Annotated in this window: 20 protein-coding genes; 15 read left to right on the forward strand and 5 right to left on the reverse strand. The window is 60.9% G+C overall.

What is annotated here, in order from left to right:
• The first annotated feature begins 16 nt into the window (after window positions 1-16).
• The 4 genes from ligA to BUC24_RS08310 are packed head-to-tail and all read left to right on the forward strand — an operon-like array spanning window position 17 to window position 3,948.
• Window positions 17-2,053: an NAD-dependent DNA ligase LigA gene (ligA, locus tag BUC24_RS08295; protein ID WP_083598776.1), complete on the forward strand. Its 2,037-nt coding sequence runs from the start codon at window positions 17-19 to the stop codon at window positions 2,051-2,053.
• Window positions 2,040-2,933, forward strand: a complete 894-nt coding sequence (galU, locus tag BUC24_RS08300; RefSeq protein WP_073213584.1) for a UTP--glucose-1-phosphate uridylyltransferase GalU — start codon at window positions 2,040-2,042, stop codon at window positions 2,931-2,933. The genes ligA and galU overlap by 14 nt, the downstream gene beginning before the upstream one ends.
• On the forward strand, window positions 2,930-3,466 hold the full coding sequence (def, locus tag BUC24_RS08305; protein WP_073213586.1) for a peptide deformylase: 537 nt from the start codon (window positions 2,930-2,932) through the stop codon (window positions 3,464-3,466). The genes galU and def overlap by 4 nt, the downstream gene beginning before the upstream one ends.
• A 5-nt stretch (window positions 3,467-3,471) precedes the next feature.
• Window positions 3,472-3,948 (forward strand): hypothetical protein, encoded by a 477-nt coding sequence (locus BUC24_RS08310; RefSeq protein WP_229448096.1) that lies wholly within the window; start codon window positions 3,472-3,474, stop codon window positions 3,946-3,948.
• Here BUC24_RS08310 and BUC24_RS08315 read toward each other — a convergent pair.
• Window positions 3,932-4,639 carry a dienelactone hydrolase family protein gene (locus tag BUC24_RS08315; RefSeq protein WP_073213596.1) on the reverse strand — a complete coding sequence of 236 codons (708 nt, stop codon included), beginning with the start codon at window positions 4,637-4,639 and terminating at the stop codon, window positions 3,932-3,934. The two genes, BUC24_RS08310 and BUC24_RS08315, sit on opposite strands and share 17 nt — an antisense overlap.
• A gap of 104 nt (window positions 4,640-4,743) precedes the next feature.
• Between BUC24_RS08315 and BUC24_RS08320 the strand changes: the two genes are divergently transcribed.
• On the forward strand, window positions 4,744-5,109 hold the full coding sequence (locus BUC24_RS08320) for a hypothetical protein (RefSeq protein WP_073213601.1): 366 nt from the start codon (window positions 4,744-4,746) through the stop codon (window positions 5,107-5,109).
• On the opposite strand, the gene BUC24_RS08325 is transcribed toward BUC24_RS08320, so the two are convergent.
• The 4 genes from BUC24_RS08325 to map form a co-directional block, all read right to left on the reverse strand.
• Entirely contained in the window at window positions 5,106-6,722 is a 1,617-nt protein-coding gene (locus BUC24_RS08325) for a M28 family peptidase (RefSeq protein WP_073213604.1), read from the reverse strand. The two genes, BUC24_RS08320 and BUC24_RS08325, sit on opposite strands and share 4 nt — an antisense overlap.
• Window positions 6,723-6,746: 24 nt before the next feature.
• Window positions 6,747-7,496 carry a pseudouridine synthase gene (locus BUC24_RS08330; protein WP_073213609.1) on the reverse strand — a complete coding sequence of 250 codons (750 nt, stop codon included), beginning with the start codon at window positions 7,494-7,496 and terminating at the stop codon, window positions 6,747-6,749.
• 152 nt (window positions 7,497-7,648) lie between these two features.
• Window positions 7,649-10,231 carry a [protein-PII] uridylyltransferase gene (locus BUC24_RS08335; protein WP_073213612.1) on the reverse strand — a complete coding sequence of 861 codons (2,583 nt, stop codon included), beginning with the start codon at window positions 10,229-10,231 and terminating at the stop codon, window positions 7,649-7,651.
• A 3-nt stretch (window positions 10,232-10,234) separates the two neighbouring features.
• Window positions 10,235-11,065 (reverse strand): type I methionyl aminopeptidase, encoded by an 831-nt coding sequence (map, locus tag BUC24_RS08340; RefSeq protein WP_073213615.1) that lies wholly within the window; start codon window positions 11,063-11,065, stop codon window positions 10,235-10,237.
• 410 nt (window positions 11,066-11,475) lie between these two features.
• Here map and rpsB point away from each other — a divergent pair, with 410 nt between their 5' ends.
• The 10 genes from rpsB (at window position 11,476) to BUC24_RS08390 (ending at window position 21,841) form a co-directional block, all read left to right on the forward strand.
• Window positions 11,476-12,225, forward strand: a complete 750-nt coding sequence (gene rpsB, locus BUC24_RS08345) for a 30S ribosomal protein S2 (RefSeq protein ID WP_073213619.1) — start codon at window positions 11,476-11,478, stop codon at window positions 12,223-12,225.
• A gap of 97 nt (window positions 12,226-12,322) precedes the next feature.
• Window positions 12,323-13,231 (forward strand): translation elongation factor Ts, encoded by a 909-nt coding sequence (gene tsf / locus BUC24_RS08350; RefSeq protein WP_073213622.1) that lies wholly within the window; start codon window positions 12,323-12,325, stop codon window positions 13,229-13,231.
• A 100-nt stretch (window positions 13,232-13,331) separates the two neighbouring features.
• Window positions 13,332-14,048 (forward strand): UMP kinase, encoded by a 717-nt coding sequence (gene pyrH / locus BUC24_RS08355; RefSeq protein ID WP_073213625.1) that lies wholly within the window; start codon window positions 13,332-13,334, stop codon window positions 14,046-14,048.
• A 30-nt stretch (window positions 14,049-14,078) separates the two neighbouring features.
• Window positions 14,079-14,639 carry a ribosome recycling factor gene (frr, locus tag BUC24_RS08360; RefSeq protein ID WP_073213628.1) on the forward strand — a complete coding sequence of 187 codons (561 nt, stop codon included), beginning with the start codon at window positions 14,079-14,081 and terminating at the stop codon, window positions 14,637-14,639.
• 135 nt (window positions 14,640-14,774) lie between these two features.
• Entirely contained in the window at window positions 14,775-15,527 is a 753-nt protein-coding gene (gene uppS / locus BUC24_RS08365) for a polyprenyl diphosphate synthase (protein ID WP_073213631.1), read from the forward strand.
• A complete protein-coding gene (locus BUC24_RS08370) occupies window positions 15,527-16,357 on the forward strand; it encodes a phosphatidate cytidylyltransferase (protein ID WP_073213634.1) in 831 nt (276 codons plus the stop codon). The genes uppS and BUC24_RS08370 overlap by 1 nt, the downstream gene beginning before the upstream one ends.
• 11 nt (window positions 16,358-16,368) lie before the next feature.
• Window positions 16,369-17,550 carry a 1-deoxy-D-xylulose-5-phosphate reductoisomerase gene (gene ispC / locus BUC24_RS08375; RefSeq protein ID WP_073213637.1) on the forward strand — a complete coding sequence of 394 codons (1,182 nt, stop codon included), beginning with the start codon at window positions 16,369-16,371 and terminating at the stop codon, window positions 17,548-17,550.
• 8 nt (window positions 17,551-17,558) lie between these two features.
• Window positions 17,559-18,890: an RIP metalloprotease RseP gene (rseP, locus tag BUC24_RS08380; protein ID WP_229448098.1), complete on the forward strand. Its 1,332-nt coding sequence runs from the start codon at window positions 17,559-17,561 to the stop codon at window positions 18,888-18,890.
• A 61-nt stretch (window positions 18,891-18,951) separates the two neighbouring features.
• Window positions 18,952-21,288: an outer membrane protein assembly factor BamA gene (gene bamA / locus BUC24_RS08385; RefSeq protein WP_073213643.1), complete on the forward strand. Its 2,337-nt coding sequence runs from the start codon at window positions 18,952-18,954 to the stop codon at window positions 21,286-21,288.
• A gap of 22 nt (window positions 21,289-21,310) precedes the next feature.
• Window positions 21,311-21,841, forward strand: a complete 531-nt coding sequence (locus tag BUC24_RS08390) for an OmpH/Skp family outer membrane protein (protein WP_229448100.1) — start codon at window positions 21,311-21,313, stop codon at window positions 21,839-21,841.
• Window positions 21,842-21,876 lie beyond the last annotated feature (35 nt).

Consider the following 21,876-nt stretch of genomic DNA (forward strand, 5'->3'; position numbering starts at 1 on the left):
TGATGCCCTCAAGCGGATGGCGTGGCTGACGCAGGAACTGAACCGCCACATCTACGCCTACCATGTGCAGGATGCGCCGACCATCCCGGACGCGGAATACGACCGCATGTTCGGTGAGCTGCAGCAGCTCGAGGCAGCCCATCCCGACGCCGTATCGGTCGACTCGCCCACCTTCCGCGTGGGCGCGGCCCCGCTGCCGGAATTCAAGCAGGTGACCCACAGCGTGCCGATGCTGTCGTTGAACAACGCGTTTGCCGACGAAGACATCGACAACTTCGACCGCCGCGTGCGCGAAGGCCTGGGTGCCGAAGAGGCGCTGTACTGCGCCGAACTCAAATTCGACGGCCTGGCAATCAGCCTGCGCTACGAGCACGGCGTATTCGTGCAGGCCGGTACCCGCGGTGACGGTGCCACCGGCGAAGACGTCACTGCCAATATCCGCACGATTCGCGCCATCCCATTGCGTTTGCACGGGGATAAAGTGCCCGCGGTGCTGGAAGTGCGTGGCGAGGTTCTCATGTTCAAGGCGGACTTCAACCGCTTGAACGAGCGTCAGCGCGAGGCAGGGCAGAAAGAATACGCCAACCCGCGCAATGCCGCTGCCGGCAGCCTGCGCCAGCTCGATTCCCGCATCACGTCGTCGCGCAAGCTGAGCTTCTTTGCCTATGGTGTGGGTGCGCTGGAAGGTGCGCCAATGCCACTGTCGCATTCCGGCCTGCTGGACTGGTACCAGGCGCTGGGTCTGCCCGTATGCAAGGAGCGAGGCACCTTCACGGGCGCCCAGCAGTTGCTGGCGTTTTACCGCGACATCGGCAAGCGGCGCGCCAGTCTGCCTTACGACATTGATGGCGTGGTGTACAAGGTAGACCGCCTGGAAGACCAGCAGCAGCTGGGCTTCGTGTCGCGCGCGCCGCGCTTTGCCATTGCCCATAAATTCCCTGCCGAAGAAGCGCTGACCAAGGTGCTGGACATTGAAGTGCAGGTTGGCCGTACTGGCGCCATCACGCCCGTGGCACGCCTGGAAACCGTGTTTGTCGGCGGCGTGAACGTGAATAACGCGACGCTGCACAACGAAGGGGAAGTGCGGCGCAAGGATGTACGCATCGGCGACACTGTCATTGTGCGCCGCGCCGGCGACGTGATTCCCGAAGTGGTGGGCCCCGTGCTCGAGCGGCGTCCCCTTGATGCGCGTGAGTTTGCCATGCCAGCTGTCTGCCCGGTATGCGGCTCGCCCATCGTGCGCCCCGAAGATGAAGCTGTCGCGCGCTGCTCTGGTGGCTGGACCCATTGCGGTGCCCAGAAGAAGGGCGGGCTGATGCATTTTGTGTCGCGCCGCGCGATTGATGTGGAAGGCTTGGGCGACCAGCTCATTGAGCAGCTGGTCGACAAGAACATGATCCATACCGCCGCCGATCTGTACAAGCTGGACAAGGCCAAGCTGCTGTCGCTGGACCGCATGGCCGAGAAATCAGCGCAGAATGTGCTCGATGCGCTGGAAAAATCGCGCGATACCACGCTGACGCGCTTTATTTACTCGCTCGGCATCCGCAACGCAGGCGAAGGCACCAGCAAGGCGCTGGCGGCCCACTTCGGCAACCTGCCGGCGCTGTTGCACGCGGCCACCTGGGAAGGCGGCATTCAGCTGCTGGAAGTCCCCGATATCGGGCCGGTGGTGGCACGCTCGATTCACGAATTTCTGACTGACCCCGACAACCTGGCGCTGGTCAATGAGCTGGCCACCATGTTGCGCTGGCAGGACGGCGCTCACGTCATGACCGCCGCCGGCGGGGGCTTGAGCGGCAAGACCTTTGTGCTGACAGGGACGCTGCCGACCATGGGGCGCGACGACGCGGGCGCCTTGATCGAAGCGCTGGGCGGCAAGGTGTCCGGATCGGTGTCCAAGAAAACGTCGTACGTGGTGGCCGGTGCCGATGCCGGCAGCAAGCTGGCCAAAGCCCAGGAACTGGGCATCACCATCCTCGACGAAGCGGGTTTGCTGGCCTTGCTGGAGAGCGTCAAATCCCAGGAGAGTGCCGCCGATGAAGCCAGTTAGAAAAGCCGTGTTCCCGGTTGCCGGTCTTGGCAGCCGCTTTCTGCCTGCGACCAAGGCGCAGCCCAAAGAAATGCTGCCCATTGTCGACAAGCCGCTGATTCAGTATGCCGTTGAAGAAGCTGTCGCGGCGGGCGTGACGGACATGATCTTCATTACGGGCCGCAGCAAGCGCGCCATCGAAGACCATTTCGACAAGGCCTACGAGCTCGAAGCGGAACTCGAGCGCGCGGGCAAGACCGCGCTGCTGGAGATGGTGCGCAACGTCATTCCACGCCATATCAACTGCATTTACATCCGCCAGCCCGAACCCCTGGGATTGGGCCACGCCGTGCTGTGCGCGCGTCCCGTCGTGGGCGACGAGCCGTTCGCGGTCATGCTAGCCGATGATTTCATGGCGACCGGCGCCGGCACGGTCCCGGTGCTGGCGCAGATGACGGCGATTTTCGAGAAAGAGCAGTCCAGCATTCTGGCGGTGCAGAAGGTGGCGCGCGAACACACGCGCCAGTACGGCATCGTGGCGGCCTGCGCTTATCAGCCGCGCCTGGAGCAGGTGTCGGCCATTGTTGAAAAACCGCTGCCTCAGGATGCGCCTTCCACCTGCGCGGTGGTCGGGCGCTACGTGCTGACAGCGGCCATTTTCGATGCCTTGACCACGGTCCGTGCCGGCGCCGGCGGCGAGATCCAGCTTACCGACGGCATCGCAGCCCTGATGTCCAGCGAACGCGTACTGGCCTATCATTACGAGGGCCAGCGCTACGATTGCGGCTCCAAGCTGGGCTACCTGAAAGCGATGACGGCGATGGGCTTGCAGCATCCGGAAACGGGCGCCGCCTTCCGCGCCTTTTTAGATCAAATGCACCAGGAGCAGCATCAGCCATGACGGTTCACCAAATCCTCAAGATGGGCGATCCGCGCCTGCTGCGCGTGGCCGAACCGATCCGCGACTTCAACACGCCGGCACTCGATGCCTTGATCGCCGACATGTTCGACACCATGTATCATGCCAATGGTGCCGGCCTGGCTGCGCCGCAGATCGGGGTCAACCTGCAGCTGGTGATCTTCGGCTTCAAGCAGAACCAGCGCTATCCGGATGCGCCAGCCGTACCCGAAACGGTGCTGATCAACCCCGTGCTGACGCCCTTGTCGAACGAGACCGAAGAGGCCTTTGAAGGCTGCCTGTCGGTGCCGGGCTTGCGCGGCAGCGTACCGCGTTTTGTGCGCCTGCGCTACGAGGGCGTGGACCAGCATGGCAACAAGATCAGCCGCGACGTGGAAGGCTTCCATGCGCGTGTTGTGCAGCACGAGGTCGATCACCTGCTTGGTATCTTGTACCCGATGCGGATCACCGACTTTTCGAAGTTTGGCTATACCGAAGTCATGTTCCCGGACATGGACCCCAACGACGACGATTGAACCCGATGACAATGAAAAAATTTGCCGTGCTTGCAGCGACCCTGATCGCATGTGGCCATGCATGCGCCGACGATGAAGGCGCAAAGCGCAACGAGCTGTGGCTCGACACCGGCTTTGCGACCTACCACTTCCAGAGCGACAAAAATCTGAACGGCCGCAATCCAGGCATCGGCATCGAATACAAGTTCGATGACGAATACGCGCTCACCGCCGGGCGCTTCTTCAACAGCGACCGCCAGCACTCCAACTATGCAGGTTTGTACTATCAGCCATGGACAATCGGGCCAGTACGTGTGGGTGCGGTGGTGGGTGGCTTTAATGGCTACCCAAAAATGAATGATGGCGGCTGGTTCCTGGCCGTCATTCCGGCAGCCACCTTCGAGTACAAACGCGTGGGCATCAACATCGCCGTGATCCCGACCTACAAGAACCGGCTGCATGGCGGTATCTCGGCGCAGCTGAAATTCAAGCTGTGGGACTGATCAGGTAGTGTTCGAACAGCGCATACGTGCGCTCGTTCGCCAGCCTGGCCGCGGCGGCATCGAAATGCTTGCCGTTGACGCGCGCAAAAGCGTGGTTCTGGCCGGGGTAGGTGTACACCTTGATGTTGTATTTGGCTTGCACGGCGTTTTCAATCTGTGAGCGCGCTTGCTGGTCGATGTATTCATCGGCTTCACCCAGGTGCATGATCAGCGGCGTGTTCAGCTGCGCCACTTCGCCCAGGTACTTGTGGGTGCCGCCGCCGTAGTAGGCAGCAGCAGCGTCGGCGCCATGACGCGCCGCCGTCAGGAAGGTCAGCAAACCACCCGCGCAATAGCCCATCACACCGATTTTGCCGGTTGCGCCGGGCAGGGCGCGTGCCGCTGCCATGGTCGCGGCCACGTCGTCCACCCCTTTGTCGACGTTGAATTTTTTGTAGAGCGCCATGGCCCTGGCCCATTCGGCCTCGCTTTGATCGGTTAGTTCCACGCCTGGCTCCAGACGCCAGAACAGGTCGGGGCAGAGCGCGATATAGCCCTTGGCAGCAAGCGCGTCGCAATGGGCCCGCATATCGGCGTTGATGCCGAAAATCTCTTGAATCACGACCACGCACGGCGCCTGTGCTGCGTCAGGGCGCGCAATGTACGCTTCAAACGCACCGTCCGGCACGGTAATGGTGATGCGATCGCTCATGGCAACTCCTTGGCAGGGAAAAGTGCGGTCATTTTGTCACGGATCAGCGACGCGATCCGCACGGCAGAAGACAATAGCCAGTTGCCACCCACAACAGGAAATCCATGGATACGCCGGACAATGAAAAGATGGAGCGCATCATTGCCGCTGTCGCGCATCTGACGGGCACGCTCGCTTGCCTGGTCGGCTGGATGTCCGGCACCAGCCCGCGCGGTGTGCAGGCCACGGCCATGCTGCTGGCCAGGGCCCGCTACGCGGGCGAGCGTTACATGTGCGCGCACGGCATGCCGGAAGATGTACGCGGCAGGCTGCTCGATCTGCTGGAAACCGTGCGCGAACTCGATTCCTGCAGCACCAGCCTGATGGCGCGTTCTGGCGCCGACATCGAGCGCTATCTGGCCATGGCCAGCGGTGCCGAACACGCGCTGGCCGACATCATCGGCGATCTTGGTTACGTGGCCAATGCCTAACGTTTGACGCGGCCGAGCGGGTCGGTCTTGTTCCACACTGGCGCGGCCGCCGCGTTGGCCACGTCGTAGCCCAGGTTCAGCGTAAATTGCGCCTGCTGCACCATGCCGGACAAATCCCAGCTTGGGTCGTAGCGGTCCGTCACCTGGTGGTAACGGGTGTTGAAGCTCTTGATCTTGTCGGTCGACGCAGCCGGGTCGTGTTCGAACTCGAAGGCGCCATCGCCCGAAAACACGGCCGAGCCCACGTTAAATGCCGGCACGCCTGCCTTGGCAAAATTGAAGTGGTCGGCCCTGAAGTAGGCGCCGCCCAGGTCAGGCGTGGTGGGGGCCAGGCGCAGGCCCATCGTCTTTGCCACCCGCGCCGCGCTGGCGTACAGGCTGCTGCGCTCGGCGCCGGCCACCCCGATATCGCGCGTCTTGCCCACAAAATTCATGCTGTCCAGGTTCAGATCCGCCACGGTTTTCGCCAGTGGCCACAAAGGTTCGCGCACCCAGGTTGCGCTGCCGCTCAGGCCATGTTCTTCGGCAGCAGGCCACAGGAAAATCTGGGTCCGGCGTGCCGGCTTGCGCACAGCCACTTCGGCCATCGCCAGCAGCGCCGCGGCGCCAGACGCATTATCGACGGCGCCATTCCAGATCCGGTCCGGCCCATTCGGCGTGCTGGATTTGCCCAGGTGATCCCAGTGCGCGGAGTAGATGACTGCTTCGTCCTTGAGCTTTGGATCGGTGCCGGGCACGATGCCAGCCACGTTGAATTCTTCGATCGGCCGATGGGTCGCGTCGAGCGCAACGCGCACACGCACGCCAAGGTCGACCGGCTTGAAGCCGCGTACTTCGGCCTGAGCGCGCAATGTATCGAGGTTCTTGCCTGCTGCGGCGAACAGCGCGCGTGCCGTGTCCTCGTGCAGCCAGCCTTGCATGGCGTTGCCCTGGCCAGCCAGGTGGAATTGCTCTTTGCCGTGGCCATTCGAAGCCACGCTCCATGGGTAGGAGGCCGATTCGGTGGTATGAATCAGCAGCACGCCGGCGGCGCCCTTGCGCACGGCCTCTTCGAACTTGTAGACCCAGCGTCCGTACCAGGTCAGCGACTTGCCGCCAAAGCGGTCCGGCTCGGCCGCAGTGGGTTTGGGATCATTGACCATCATGATCAGCACCTTGCCGCGCACGTCGCTGCCTTCGTAGTCGTTCCAGTTGTCGTCGGGCGAGTCGATGCCGTAGCCGACAAACAGCACGGGTGCATCAAAACGCGTTTCGGCAGTGCCATTGGCATTTGCAACGTAGATCTCGCTGCCCAGTTTGGGCGCCAGCGTTTTGCCGCCGGTCTCGAACTTGATACTGGTCGTGGGCCGCGTGATGCTGCCGACCATATTGACGGTTTGCCGGTAGCTGCCGGCGCGGATCGGTTTGAGACCAATGGCGGCGGCCTGCGTTTCGAGGTAGCGCACGGTCAGGTCGCCGCCGCGCTGGCCGGTGCCGCGGCCTTCGAGCAGGTCGTCAGCGAGAAAATCGAGGTGGGCGCGCAGCGGCGCTTCGGCTACTTGCGGTGCGGATGGCGCAGCCTGCACCTGGGCGGCCAGCAGAATGCCGGCCGCGAACGAGTAAAACAAACGCATGTGATCTCCAGCGGACTTAGTTTTTTAGAACTGTTCTTCCGGGCGCAGATAGCGCCACTGGCCAACGGGCAGGTCGCCCAGTTTGACTTTGCCGATGCGCACGCGCTTAAGGCCAATGACCTTCAGGCCTACCATGTCGCACATGCGGCGGATCTGGCGTTTTTTGCCTTCCTTGAGCGTGAAGCTGAGCTGGTCGTCGTTCTGCCAGCGCACTTTGGCCGGCAGCAGCGGCTTACCGTCCATCCACAGGCCGAAGCACAGTTTTTTCAGGTCTGATTCGGGCAGCTTGCCTTCCTTGGTGTACTGCACGCGCACCAGGTATTCTTTTTCGATCGAGGTGTCTTGGCCGATCAGGGTTTTGGCGACGCGGCCGTCCTGGGTCAGGATCAGCAGGCCGACCGAGTCGATGTCCAGGCGACCCGCAGGCACCAGGCTGCGCAACTGGGTCGGGTGGAACTGCTGGTCGGTGGCGGGATCGTCGGCCCAGCGGTTTTCCGGCTTGATGAGGGCCACGGCCGGGGTGTAGCCATCTTCGGCCTGGCCGCTGACGTAGCCCATTGGCTTGTTGATCAGGATGGTCACGCGTTTGGATTGCTCGGCTGCGGCCTGGCGTTCGACGGTGATTTTCTGATGCGGCAGCACTTTGCTGCCCAGTTCGGAGATCACCTGGCCGTCGACCCGCACCCAGCCACGCGCGATCCATTCATCGGCTTCGCGGCGGGAGGACAGGCCCAGTTCGGACATGCGTTTGGAGAGGCGTACTAGTTCGGTCATAAAACCACTTCAGTTAAAGGTAAGTTACATCTTCCTCGCGAAGGCGGGGACCCATGGCACGCGTGCTGCCTCGCAGAGCTGGCGTGGTATGGGCCCCCGCCTGCGCGAGGGCGATGTTGGTTAAGTTCGGCGGTAACGCAGATGCGGCAAGGTTAAACTTTCAGGGCGTCGAGCAAATCGGTTTCGAGCTGGATCTGGTTGCGTGCGTTGTTGAGCACTGCGCCGTCAACCAGGAACACGTCTTCCACCCGTTCGCCCAGCGTCATGATTTTGGCGGTGTGCAGGTTGATGCGGTAGCGCGTCAGCACGTTCGCGATCGAGTACAGCAACCCGGTGCGGTCGTTGGCGGCAATCGACAGCAGATAATACTGCCCCCGCTCGTCCGGCCGCAGATCGACCGTGGGCGTGATCGGGAAGGTGCGCGACAGGCGCGACAGCCGTCCGCGCGTGGGCGCCGGCAAGGGCGCCTGCGAGACCAGCAACTGGCAGATCTCGTGCTCGATCAGGCTGATGATGTCGCGGTAGCTCTTGGCGAAATTCTGCTCCGTGACCAGGAAGGTATCGAGCGCGTAGCCGTGGCGCGTGGTGTGGATCTTGGCGTCCAGGATGGAAAAATTCTTGCGGTCGAAATAACTGCAGATGCGCGCAAACAGATCCGGCTGATCCTTGGTGTACACCGCCACCTGCAAGCCTTCGCCAATCGGCGCCAGGCGGCATTTGACGACCGGCTTGTCGCTGTTGAGGCGGTCGTACAGGGCGCGCGTCTGCCAGGCGATGTCGGATGCTTCATGGCGCAGGAAATAGGCCACGTCGAGCTGGTTCCACAGCGCCTCGTGCGCGTCCGCCGGCAATCCATACAGGCGCAGCGTGGCCTTGGCCTCATCCTGGCGGTTCTTCAGTTCGCGGTCAGTGGAATGAGCTTCGCCGCCCAGCACGCGCAAGGTGATGCGGTACAGGTCTTCGAGCAGCTTGGCCTTCCAGGCATTCCACACCTTGGGACTGGTGCCGCGAATGTCGGCTACCGTCAGCAGGTACAGCGCTGTCAGGTGCCGTTCGTCCTTGACCGTTTTGGCGAAAGCGGCAATCACGTCCGGATCGGACAGGTCCTGCTTTTGCGCCACTTGCGACATGGTCAGGTGGTTCTCGACCAGGAACACGATCAGCTCCGAGTCTTCCGAGCCCAGGGAATGGTCTTCGCAGAACTGCGCCGCGTCCACGGTGCCCAGCTTGGAATGGTCGCCGCCCCGGCCTTTGGCGATGTCATGGAACAGGGCGGCGATGTAGAGCAGCCAGTTCTTGCGGAAGTTGGCGATCAGCTGGCTGCAGAACGGGTACTCGTGCGCGTGCTCGGTCATGGTAAAGCGGCGCATGTTCCGCACCACCATCATGATGTGCTGGTCGACGGTGTACACGTGGAACAGGTCGTGCTGCATCATGCCGACGATGCGGCGGAAGCTCGGTAAGTAGCGCCCCAGCACACTGGTGTCGTTCATGCGGCGCAGCGCGTGCACCAGTCCCACCGGCGCTTGCATGATGCGCAGGAACAGGGCGCGGTTGACCGGGTCTTCGCGGAACTTGGCATCGATCTCGAAGCGGGCATGCCACAGCGCGCGGATGGTGCGCGCTGTCATGCCCTTGATGTGCGGGCGCTCGGTCATCAGCACAAACACTTCCAGCACCGATGACGGGGTATTGGTGAAGGTGTCGTCGTCGGCAATATCGATAAAGCCATTGACGTCGTTGAAGCGCGCATTGATGGCAATCGGTTCGCCCGACTGCGGGAACAGCTGCGCCTCGATATTTTGCAGCATGATGGCATTGAGCTGGGTGACCGTCTTGGCCGCCCAGTAGTAGCGCTGCATCAGGTATTCGCTGGCGCGGCGCGCGTTCAAGCCTTCGCCGGTGGTCTTCAGGCCGAAGGTTTCGGCGATCGGCGTCTGGACGTCAAACACCAGCCGGTCTTCGCGGCGGTTGGTGTGCAGGTGCAGGCGGATGCGGATGTCCTTGAAGGCGCGCTCCTTTTCCATCAGCTGGCGCGCTTCGGTCTGGGTGATCAGACCGCGCGTGGCCAGCTGGCTCCAGGAATTGGCCAGGCCGGCCGCCTTGGCCACCCACAGAATGACTTGCAGGTCGCGCAGGCCGCCCGGGCTTTCCTTGACGTTCGGTTCAAGCGAGAAGGCGGTGTCTTCGTATTTGGCGTGACGCAGCCGCATTTCGGCTGCCTTGGCGTGAAAGAAGGACTGGGCGTCCAGCGCCTTGTCGTAACGCTGCTGCAGTTGTTCGAACAGGGCCGCGTCGCCGGTGACGATGCGCGCTTCCAGCAAGCTGGTTTGCACGGTGATGTCAGCCTTTGACTCGCTCATGCATTCGTCGATGGTGCGGATGCTGTGGCCAATTTCGAGGCCCAGGTCCCACAGCATCTGCACCAGTTCTTCCAGGCGCGCTTGGGTGATGGCGTCCGCCGGCTGGCCCAGCAAAATCAACAGGTCGACGTCGGAGTAGGGAAACAGTTCGCCGCGCCCGTAACCGCCCACGCCCACCAGCGCCGTGTTGGCCGGCAGGCTCACCGATTCCCAGGCTTCGGTGAGGACTGCGTCCACGCTCTGGCGCAGGCTGCGCAGCAGTTTTTCAGGCTTGCCGTCCTCGCGGAAGGCGGCAATATGCGCCAGCCGCTCGGCTTTCAGCCTTTGCTTGAGCAGGTCCCGGCTTTCCTTTTTCAGCGCGGCGGCGGACATGGCTTAGGCCGCAACAGCCTGGTGCGGGGCCGTGATAAAGGCAGGCGGTGGCGGCGAACCAGCCGACAGGGTCAGCACTTCGTAACCGGTCTCGGTCACCAGCACGGTGTGTTCCCACTGGGCTGAAATGCTGCGGTCCTTGGTTTTGACGGTCCAGCCGTCGCCCATCATCTTGATGTCGCGCTTGCCGGCGTTGATCATTGGTTCGATGGTGAAGATCATGCCCGCTTCCAGGCGTTCCAGCGTGCCCGGGCGGCCGTAGTGCAGCACTTGCGGTTCTTCGTGGAAGACCTTGCCAATGCCGTGGCCGCAGAATTCGCGCACCACGCTGTAGCCGTTCTTTTCGGCGTGCTGCTGAATCACGTGGCCGATGTCGCCCAGGTAGGCACCGGGTTTGACCTTGGCAATGCCCAGCCACATGCATTCATAGGTGACGTCGGACAGGCGCTTGAGGAAGGGCTTGGTTTCGCCGACCAGGAACATGCGACTGTTGTCCCCGTGGTAGCCATCCTTGATGACGGTGATGTCCAGGTTGACGACGTCGCCGCTTTTCAGGACTTTGTCGCCCGGAATGCCGTGGCAGATCACGTCGTTGACCGAGGTGCAGATGGCCTTGGGGTACGGCGTGTACCCGGGCGGACAGTAATTCAGCGGTGCAGGGATGGAACCTTGCACGTTGACCATGTATTCATGGCAGAGGCGATCGAGCTCGCCGGTGGTGACGCCTGGCTTCACGAAGGGCGTGATGTAATCGAGCACTTCGGAGCCAAGGCGGCCCGCGATGCGCATGCCTTCGATGTCGGCAGGGGTTTTGATCGAGATGGAATCGGACATATTAAACAATCGACAAGAAATCGTAAGAATCGGTAACACTGGTCCCGGCGCAGGGCTGGGGCGTGCAGAATATGTTGCCATTATAAGGGAAGTAGCCCCGCATCGTCCTCGCGGCGGCGGGGACCCATGCCACGTCGAACGACTTCGGTGACGTGGAATAGGCACCCGCCTTCGCGAGTGCGATGTAGTGGTTTCGGTGAGCGATGTACAGGAAATAACTTTTCCGCCCGTTTTACCTATGACAATGCTTGAACAATTCATGAAATCCGGTTAGAATCTCGGGTTGCTTGAATTCGGTTTTGAGCAATGATGTAAAAGCAGTGCAAATATTTTGTTAAATCGCGAGTCCGGTCGCAAAGGGTGCCTGAATGGTGACTGACCGGATTCCAGACCCAACCCTGGAGAATTACATGTCCGTAACAATGCGTGAAATGCTGGAAGCCGGTGTCCACTTCGGTCACCAAACCCGTTTTTGGAATCCAAAGATGGCACCGTTCATCTTCGGTCACCGCAACAAGATCCATATCATCAACTTGGAAAAGACGATGGGTATGTATCAAGAAGCGATGAAAACCATCAAGCAAGTCGCCTCGAACCGCGGCACCATCCTGATGGTCGGCACCAAGCGTCAAGCACGCGAAATCATCGCTGCTGAAGCTGCTCGTGCTGGCGTGCCTTTCGTCGACCAGCGCTGGCTCGGCGGCATGCTGACCAACTTCAAGACCATCAAGACCTCGATCAAGCGCCTGAAAGACATGGAAGCCCAGATCGAAGACGGTTCGGTTGAAAAGCTGTCGAAAAAAGAAGCCCTGATGTTCCAGCGCGAAATGATCAAGCTGCAGAAATCCATCGGCGGCATCAAGGACATGGGCGGCGTTCCTGACGCAATCTTCGTCGTTGACGTTGGCTACCACAAGGGTGCGATCACCGAAGCCGGCAAACTGGGCATTCCAGTCATCGGCATCGTCGATACCAACCACTCCCCAGAAGGCGTGACCCACGTCATTCCAGGTAACGATGACTCCTCGAAAGCCATCATGCTGTACGCCCGCGGCGTCGCTGATGCAATCCTGGAAGGCCGTGCCAACGCCACCAACGACGTTGTGTCGATGGTGAAAGAATCGGGCGACGACTTCGTCGAAGTGTCCGAGCAGGCTTAATGCTCAGGCAGCCCTGACGGGTTGCCACGCAATAAAAAGGGGTAGCGTCTGCTCCCCTTTTTTTTAAACCGAATACGAAATAATCTAGGAGAAACACATGGCAGCGATTACAGCAGCGATGGTAGGCGAACTGCGCGCGAAGACCGACGCACCGATGATGCAATGCAAAAAAGCACTGACCGAAGCCGAAGGCGATATGGCCCGTGCGGAAGAAATCCTGCGCGTCAAGCTGGGTACCAAGGCTGGCAACGCCGCCTCGCGTATCACCGCTGAAGGCGTAGTAGCAATCCACATCGCCGGCGGCGTTGGCGCTCTGGTAGAAATCAACTCGGAAACCGACTTCGTCGCCAAGAACGACGACTTCCTGGCTCTGGGCAACAACGCAGCACGCCTGGTGGCAGAGCACAACCCAGCCGACGTGGCAGCCCTGCTGGCACTGCCGCTGGACGGCTCGACCCTGGACGAAGTGCGCCTCGCCCTGATTGGCAAAATCGGCGAAAATATGACGATCCGTCGCTTCCAGCGCTTCGAAACCGCTGCCAAGCTGGCTTCGTACTCGCACAACTCGCGCATCGGCGTGCTGGTCGACTTCGACGGCCCGGACGAGCAGGTTGGCAAGGATCTGGCCATGCACATCGCTGCGATGAAGCCAGTTGCTCTGTCGTCGGAGCAAGTGCCTGCTGAACTGATCGAAAAAGAGCGTTCGGTTGCTGCCCTGAAAGCACAGGAAGATGCAGACAAAGCGGTTGCCGAAGGCAAGCCAGTGCAGTCGCCGGAAATCCTGGCCAAGCGCCTGGAAGGTTCGATCGCCAAGTACCTGAAAGAGGTATCGCTGCTGAACCAGATGTTCGTCAAGAACGACAAGCAGTCGATCGAGCAGATGCTCAAAGCCGCCAACACCACCGTGAAAGCCTTCACGATGTATGTGGTAGGTGAAGGGATCGAGAAGAAGCAAGACGATTTCGCAGCTGAAGTTGCTGCGCAAATGGCTGCTTCGAAGCAGTAAGATAAAGCGGGCCGCAAGGCCCGTTTTTCAAATGTGGAGACTTGTTTGAGTCTCTACAGAACGACCCGAATACAATCTGTCATTTATTGGAGCCCTGCACATGTCGAAACCAGCCTACAAACGCGTACTTCTGAAACTGTCCGGCGAAGCTCTGATGGGCGATGATGCCTATGGCATCAACCGCGGCACGATCGAGCGCATGGTCGCCGACGTGGCGGAAGTGGCAAAGGCAGGCGTGGAACTGGCAGTGGTGATCGGCGGCGGCAACATCTTCCGCGGCGTCGCTCCTGGTGCGCAAGGCATGGACCGCGCCACCGCCGACTACATGGGCATGCTGGCGACCGTCATGAACGCGCTGGCCCTGGCTGACGCCATGCGCCATGTGGGCATCACCGCACGCGTGATGTCGGCCATCGGCATCGAGCAAGTGGTCGAGCCATACGTGCGCCCGAAAGCGCTGCAATACCTGGAAGAGGGCAAGGTCGTCGTGTTCGCAGCGGGCACCGGCAACCCCTTCTTCACCACCGATACCGCAGCCGCACTGCGCGGTTCGGAAATCTCCGCCGAAATCGTCCTGAAAGCGACCAAGGTCGATGGCGTATATACTGCCGATCCAAAGAAAGACCCGAACGCCACGCGTTACGAGTCGATCACGTTCGACGAAGCCATCTCGAAGCATCTGCAGGTGATGGACGCCACCGCGTTCGCCCTGTGCCGCGACCAGAAGCTGCCGATCAAGGTGTTTTCCATCGTTAAGCCGGGCGCGCTGATGCGTGTCGTCATGGGCGAAGACGAAGGTACACTGGTACACGTTTAATAATACAAGCCACCGTTTTAGGAGAGCAGCATGACTATCGCTGACGTCAAGAAGAGCGCCAACGAGCGCATGATCAAGTCGATCGACACCCTCAAGGGCGATCTGGCCAAGGTCCGCACGGGCCGCGCCCACACCGGTATTCTCGACCACATCACGGTCGACTACTATGGCGCGCCGACCGCGCTCACGCAGATCGCCAACGTGACGCTGATCGATGCGCGCACCATTGGTGTGCAGCCGTGGGAGAAAAAGATGCTGAACGCCGTGGAAAAGGCGATTCGCGATTCCGATCTGGGCTTGAACCCGTCGTCGCAAGGCGAGATGATCCGCGTGCCAACGCCACCGCTGACCGAAGAGCGCCGCAAGGAGATGGTCAAGCTGGTCAAGGGCGAAGCGGAAGACGCTAAAATCGCGATCCGCAACATCCGCCGCGACGCCAATGAATCGCTGAAGAAGCTGGTCAAGGACAAGGCTTGCTCGGAAGATGACGAGCGCCGTGCATCGGAAGAGATTCAAAAGCTGACCGACAAGTTTGTGATTGATGTTGACAAGCTGGTGGCTGAGAAAGAGAAGGAAGTGCTGACGGTGTAGTCGGCGGGCAGCGACGTCGTCCTCGCGAAGGCGGGGACCTATCCCACGCGGAACAACTTCGGTAACGTGGTATGGGCCCCCGCCTTCGCGAGGGCGATGCAGCTCTGTGCAGCAAGTACGATTTAGTCTGGATTTATGATATTTAAAAGTTCGACCACAGAAGTGCCGGAAGTGGCGGCCGTGCCGCGCCATGTTGCCATCATCATGGACGGCAACGGACGCTGGGCGACCAAACGCTTCCTGCCGCGCGTGGCCGGTCACGTCAAGGGCGTGGAGGCGGTGCGCGACATCGTCGAAGCCTGCGCCTTGCGCGGGGTGGAATACCTGACCCTGTTTGCCTTCTCGTCCGAGAACTGGCGCCGTCCCGAAGAAGAAGTCTCGCTCCTGATGCGCCTGTTCGTCACGGCCCTGGAACGCGAAGTGTCGAAGATGCACGCCAATAACATCCGCCTGAAGGTGGTCGGCGATCTGTCGCGTTTTGATGCCAAGCTGCAAGAGATGATTGCGAATGCCGAGCGCCGCACCGCCAACAATACGCGCCTGACCGTCACTGTCTGCGCCAACTACGGCGGCCGCTGGGACATCATGCAAGCCACCAGCAAGATGGTCAAAGCCAACCCTGGCGTCACCGACTTCACCGAGGCGCAGCTGGCCGAGCACCTGGCCATGGCGTACGCGCCCGAGCCAGACCTGTTCATCCGCACCGGCGGGGAAGAGCGCATTTCCAACTTCCTGCTGTGGCAGCTGGCATACTCGGAGTTTTACTTTACCGAAACCTACTGGCCCGATTTCTCGCCCGAGGCGCTCGACACCGCCATCGCTTCCTACCAGCACCGGGAGCGCCGTTTCGGCCGCACCGGCGCCCAACTGGCTGAAAAGAAAACCTGATGCTCATTACCCGGATTATCACTGCCGTTGTCCTGCTCGTCATCCTGCTGGCGGTTCTGTTCGGCGGATACTATCCGGCGTTCGTGGTCGTTGTGCTGGCCTTCCTGATGGCCGCCGTGACCGAGTGCTTCCAGCTGTTTGGCCGCACCCGCAAACAGGCCGCCATTGTCGCCGTGTTCTGGGTGGCAGCGTTTGCCTATGCCTTCCTGTACAACCCGAACGCGCCGTATCAGTTCTTCTTCGCCATCAGTACAGCGATCTGGCTGATCCGCTTCGTACCGTCGCTGAAAACCGGCTTGCCGCCGCTCGAGAGCGTGCGCAGCACCACCATGGGCATGCTGTACGCCATGACTATCATCACCACCTTCGCGGCGATTGTCATCTTCTTCAAGCAGTCCGCGATTTTCCTGCTGTCGGTCCTGGCGCTGGTGTGGATTGCCGATATTGGCGCTTATTTCTCGGGCAAGGCCTTCGGCAAGCGCAAGCTGGCGCCCACCATTTCGCCTGGTAAATCCTGGGAAGGCGCGATTGGCGGCGGTATCGCCGTGCTGGTGCTGTCGAGCCTGGTAATCCTGTTTGGCGGCCCATGGCTGAATAATACCTTCGTGGTGCAGCTGCATGCGCAAATGGGCTGGGCCGCCACCCTGGGCATTCTGGTGGTGCTGACGGCCGCCAGCGTGGTCGGCGACCTGTTCGAGTCGCAGCTCAAGCGCCGTGCCGGCGTCAAGGACAGCAGCAATCTGCTGCCTGGCCACGGCGGCGTACTTGACCGCATTGACGCCCTGATCCCCACGCTGCCGCTGGCCGCGCTGATTCACCTGGCGCTGTAGAAGGACCTCACATGCAACGCATCACAATCTTGGGCGCGACCGGTTCGATCGGCGTGTCAACGCTGGACGTGCTTGCCCGCCACCCTGATAAATACCGCGTGTATGCCTTGTCGGCCCACAGCCGGGTCGAAGAACTGGCCGCCCAGTGCGCGCAGTTTCGTCCCGAGCGCGCCGTGGTCGGCACGGCTGAAGCAGCCCAGCGCCTTGCCGCGCTGCTGGCGGAGCAGGGCGTGCGCACCGAAGTCGAATACGGCGAAGCCGCCCTGTGCGCGATTGCGTCCAGCGCGGGCACCGATACTGTGATGGCCGCCATCGTCGGCGCCGCCGGTCTGGCGCCGACCCTGGCCGCGGCGCGCGCGGGCAAGAAGATCCTGCTGGCGAACAAGGAAGCGCTGGTCATGTCCGGCCAGCTGTTCATGGATGCGGTGCAGGCGCATGGCGCCACGCTGCTGCCGATCGACAGCGAGCACAATGCCATTTTCCAGTCGCTGCCGCAGTCGTATGCCCGTTCGCCCAAGGCCGCCGGTGTGGCCAAGATTTTGCTGACCGCGTCGGGCGGCCCCTTCCTCAAGCGCGCTGTCGAGACGCTGGAAAACGTCACGCCGGCCGAAGCCTGCAAGCACCCGAACTGGGAAATGGGGCGCAAGATCTCGGTCGATTCGGCCACCATGATGAACAAGGGTCTGGAAGTGATCGAGGCGCACTGGCTGTTTGGCGCGCCCGCTTCCCTGATCGAGGTGGTGATTCACCCGCAAAGCGTGATCCACTCGATGGTGTCGTACACCGATGGTTCGGTCATCGCGGAGCTGGGCAACCCGGACATGCGCACCCCAATCGCCAATGCACTGGCGTTCCCGGAGCGGATCGAGTCCGGCGTGGCCCAACTCGACCTGACCGTGGTCGGCACGCTGCAGTTTGAAAAACCCGATTTCAAGCGCTTCCCGTGCCTGGCACTGGCGTTTGAGGCACTGGAAGCAGGCGGCACTGCACCTGCTTTGCTGAACGCGGCCAACGAAGTGGCGGTGGAAGCGTTTTTGGACAGCCGCATTGGGTTCCGTGAGATCGACCGGGTCATTGCCCGCGTCATGCACGAAAACCCGCACGGCGCTGCCAGCAGCATTGACGCCGTCATGGCGCAGGATGCGCACGCACGGCGCGCCGCCGCCGGCATCATTGCCGGACAGGCCAGATGAGCGTCCTGATGAAAATCATCGCCTTCCTGCTGTCGGTGGGGCCGCTGATTATTCTTCACGAACTGGGACATTACTTTGCCGCGCGCGCCTGCGGCGTGAAGGTGGTGCGTTTTTCCATCTTCATGGGCAAGATCATCTGGTCGCGCAAATTCGGCCGTGACCAGACCGAATGGGCCATTTCAGCCATTCCGATCGGCGGCTACGTCAAAATGCTGGACGACCGCGATCCGGCCACCCGTGCCACGACCCCCGAAGATCAGAAGCGCGAATTCACGCGCCAGAATGTCTGGAAGCGGATCGCCATCATCGGCGCCGGTCCCCTGACGAATTTTATCGTTGCCATCTTCCTGCTGGCCGGCTTGTTCATGCACGGCGTGCCGGAGCCGGGTAACAAGGTACGCATTGTGCCGGTGGAATCGGTGGCTTACCAGGCCGGTCTGCGAGGAGGCGAGGCGATTGTGGCCGTCGACGGCGAGCCGGTTGAGGCCTGGGGCGAGATCCACATGGCCTTCGTGCGCGCGGCCATGGACAAGCAGGAAGTGCGGCTTGACCTGCGCCAGGAGGGCGGGGGCAACATCGCGGCTGTGATCCCCGCATCCGCAATGTCTGCGAGCAAGCTCGACGGTGATGTGCTGGGCAGCCTTGGCCTTATGGTGCAGCGTCAGGCGGCCACGATCGGCATGGTGTTCCCGGACGGCGCGGCCGCCCGCGCCGGATTGCAAAGTGGCGACGTGGTGCTGGCCGTGGACGGCAAGCCGATGATCGACGGGATCACCACGATTGACGCCATCCGCGCCTCACAAGGCCAACCCCTTGCCGTTCTGGTGCAGCGCGGCGCCGAACAGATCACGCTGCAGATCACGCCGCAGATCGAGCAAAGTGACAAGATCGCTCGCATTAAGGCCGAGGTACTGTCGCCGGCCGTCACGGTAATGGTGGTGCGCGGTCCCGTTGATGCCGTTGCCAAAGGCGCCAGCGCGACCTGGGAGCAGTCGGTCCTGATCGTGAAAATGATCGGCAAAATGTTCACCGGCGAGGTCTCTGTCAAAAACCTGACCGGCCCGATCACCATTGCCGACGTGGCCGATCAGACGATACGCCATGGACTGGTCGAGACGCTCAAGCTGATTGCGGCCATCAGCATAGGGCTGGGGGTAATGAATCTGTTACCAATTCCGGTGCTGGATGGGGGGCTTTTGCTGTATTATTCGCTGGAAGTTTTGACCGGCCGGCCTTTGCCTCCCAAGGTAGACCAGCACGTAAGGACGGTGGGATTTGTCCTGTTTGTGATGCTAATGTCGCTGGCCCTCTACAATGATGTCACGCGGCTGATCAGTTAAGCGCCGCGCATCCCGAATAAATATGTATGTTGTCGAACGATTGACCCATTGAATAACCCCAATGAAATTACACACTGAACGTTTTGCCGCTTCTTTCTTTCGCCGTAGTTTAATCGGCGCCGCCGTTCTCGTTATGTGCGCAGCGCCTGCGCTGGCAGTCAATCCATTCGTCGTCAAGGACATCCGTGTCGAAGGCATCCAGCGCACCGAAGCTGGTACCGTGTTCAGCTACCTGCCAGTGCGTGTCGGCGAAACCTTCGACGATACCAAGAGTATTGCCGCAATCAAGGCTCTGTATGCCACCGGCTTTTTCAAGGACGTGCGGCTGGAAGAAGAAAACGGTGTGCTGGTCGTGCTGGTCGAAGAGCGTCCCGCCATTTCGACAGTGGACTTCACCGGCACCAAGGAATTCGAAAAAGATGTGCTGATCAAGGCGCTGAAAGAAATCGGCGTGGGCGAAGCGAAAACCTTCGACAAATCGTCGGTCGAGCGAGCTGAGCAAGAACTCAAGCGCCAGTACCTGTCGCACGGCCTGTACGGCGTCAAAGTCACCACCACGGTCACCCCGATCGAGCGTAACCGCGTCACCGTGATGTTCAACGTCGATGAAGGCGAGACCGCGCGCATCAAGCAGATCAGCATTGTCGGCAACAAGGCATTCGAAGACAAGGAACTGCGTCAGCTTCTGACGCTGAACACGCACGGCTGGTTCAGCTGGTACACCAAGGCGGACCAGTACTCCAAGACCAAGCTGACGGGCGATATCGAGTCGATCAAGTCGTTCTACCTGAACCGCGGCTATCTGGAAGCGAATGTCGAGTCGACCCAGGTGGCAATCACCCCCGACAAAAAAGACATCTACCTGACCATCAACATCACAGAAGGTGAACAGTACAAGGTTGCCGGCGTCAAGCTCGAAGGCGAAATGTTCGGCCGCGAAGCCGAACTGCAGCAGCTGATTCTGCTGAAGCCGGGCGCGATTTATTCGGGCGAACTGCTGACCGAATCGAACAAGCGCATTTCAGAGCGCATGGGCGAATTTGGCTATGCCTTCGCCAACGTGAATGCCAACCCCGAAATTGACCGCGACAAGCGCGAAGTCGTGTTCACTTTCCTGGTCGATCCGGGCAAGCGCGCCTACGTGCGCCGCATGAACGTGGCTGGTAACACCACCAGCCGCGACGAAGTCATTCGCCGCGAATTCCGCCAGTTTGAAGGCTCCTGGTACGATGGCAACCGCGTCAAGCTCTCGCGCGACCGCGTCGACCGTCTTGGCTACTTCAAGGATGTGACGATCGATACGCCGGAAGTGCCGGGCACGGGCGACCAGGTCGACGTGAACGTCACCGTGGTCGAAAAGCCGACCGGTAACTTCATGATTGGCGGCTCGTTCTCGCAATCGGAAAAATTCACCTTCACGGCATCGATCCAGCAAGCCAACTTTGCCGGTAGCGGCAACACGGTGGGTCTGGAACTCAATACCAGCCATTATGGCCGCACGATCGCGTTCTCGCAGACCGACCCGTACTTCACCGACGATGGCATCTCGCAGTCGTTCGAGCTGTACACCCGTACCTCGCGTCCGCCCGCAGTCAATCAGGGTACCTACAGCGTCAAGCAGTCCGGCGCCAAGATCAGCTACGGTGTGCCGTTCTCGGAAGCCGATACCGTGTTCTTCGGCATTGGTCTGGAACGCACCGTGATCGAGACGGACGAATCGAGCCCGAATCGCTTCCGCGACTACGTGACGCAAATTACCGGCATTCCTGACGGGATCGGCATTGCCAAGGCCAATGCGCTGCCACTGACGGCAGCCTGGGCCCGCGACAGCCGCGACAGCGCCGTCACGCCAAACCGTGGCCGCTTCCAGCGCGCCAATCTGGAACTCGATCTGGTGGGCGACTCGAAGTATTACCGCGCTGTCTACGAGCAGCAGTGGTACCGTCCGATCACCCGCAAGATGACGCTCGCGCTCAAGGGCGAGATCGATTACGGTCGCGGCTTGCAGGGCAAGCAGTACCCGGTCTTCAAAAACTTCTACGCCGGCGGTATCGGTTCGGTGCGCGGCTACACCAGCTCTTCGCTCGGTGTGCTCGACTCGCGTACCGGCGACGTGCTGGGCGGCTCGACCCGTATCATTGGCCAGGCCGAATTGCAGTTGCCATTCCCGGGCAGCGGCACCGACCGCAGCCTGCGCTGGTTCGGTTTCCTGGACGGTGGCCAGGTGTTCCAGGAACGCCAGAAAATCCGCGCCAACGAGCTGCGTTTCTCGGCCGGTCTGGGCTTATCCTGGATTTCCCCGGTCGGTCCGCTCAAGTTGAGTTATGCTTTGCCTTTGAACGACAAACCGCGTGACCGCCTCGAGCGCTTCCAGTTCCAGATGGGTACCGGTTTCTGATCATCCAAGACAGCGGAGAACTATGTTGAACATTGTGAGTGCCTCCATGCCAAAACGGCTGCTTTTGCTGTGCGCCCTGTGCGTGTGCTCACTGGCACATGCGCAGGCACAGGCCCAGCGCACGCCGAGCCGGATCGGCATCGTGTACATCGAACGGCTGATGATCGAGTCGAAAATGGCCAAAGCGGCCGACGCCAAGATCGAGGAAGAGTTTTCCAAGCGACAGAAGAAGCTGCAGGATCAGATTGCCCTGTTCAAGGCCACGTCCGACAAGTTTGACGGCGAAGCGCCTACCCTGGCCGAATCGGACCGGATTCGCCGTGCGCGCGAGCTGCTCGACATCGAAAAGGATGTGCAGCGCGCCCAGCGCGAGTTCCGCGAAGACCTGATTCAGCGCAAGAGCGAAGAACGCGACAAAATTGGCATCAAGGCCAAGAAAATCATTGAGCAGATCGCCGAGCAGGAGCAGCTTGACGTGGTGCTGCAGGATGCGGTGTGGTTCAGTGCACGGATTGACGTGACCGACAAAGTGCTCAAGGCGCTGGATAAGTAATACAGCACGCACATCGTCCTCGCGAAGGCGGGGAC

Source organism: Massilia sp. CF038, from assembly GCF_900129765.1.
GTDB lineage: Bacteria > Pseudomonadota > Gammaproteobacteria > Burkholderiales > Burkholderiaceae_D > Telluria_A.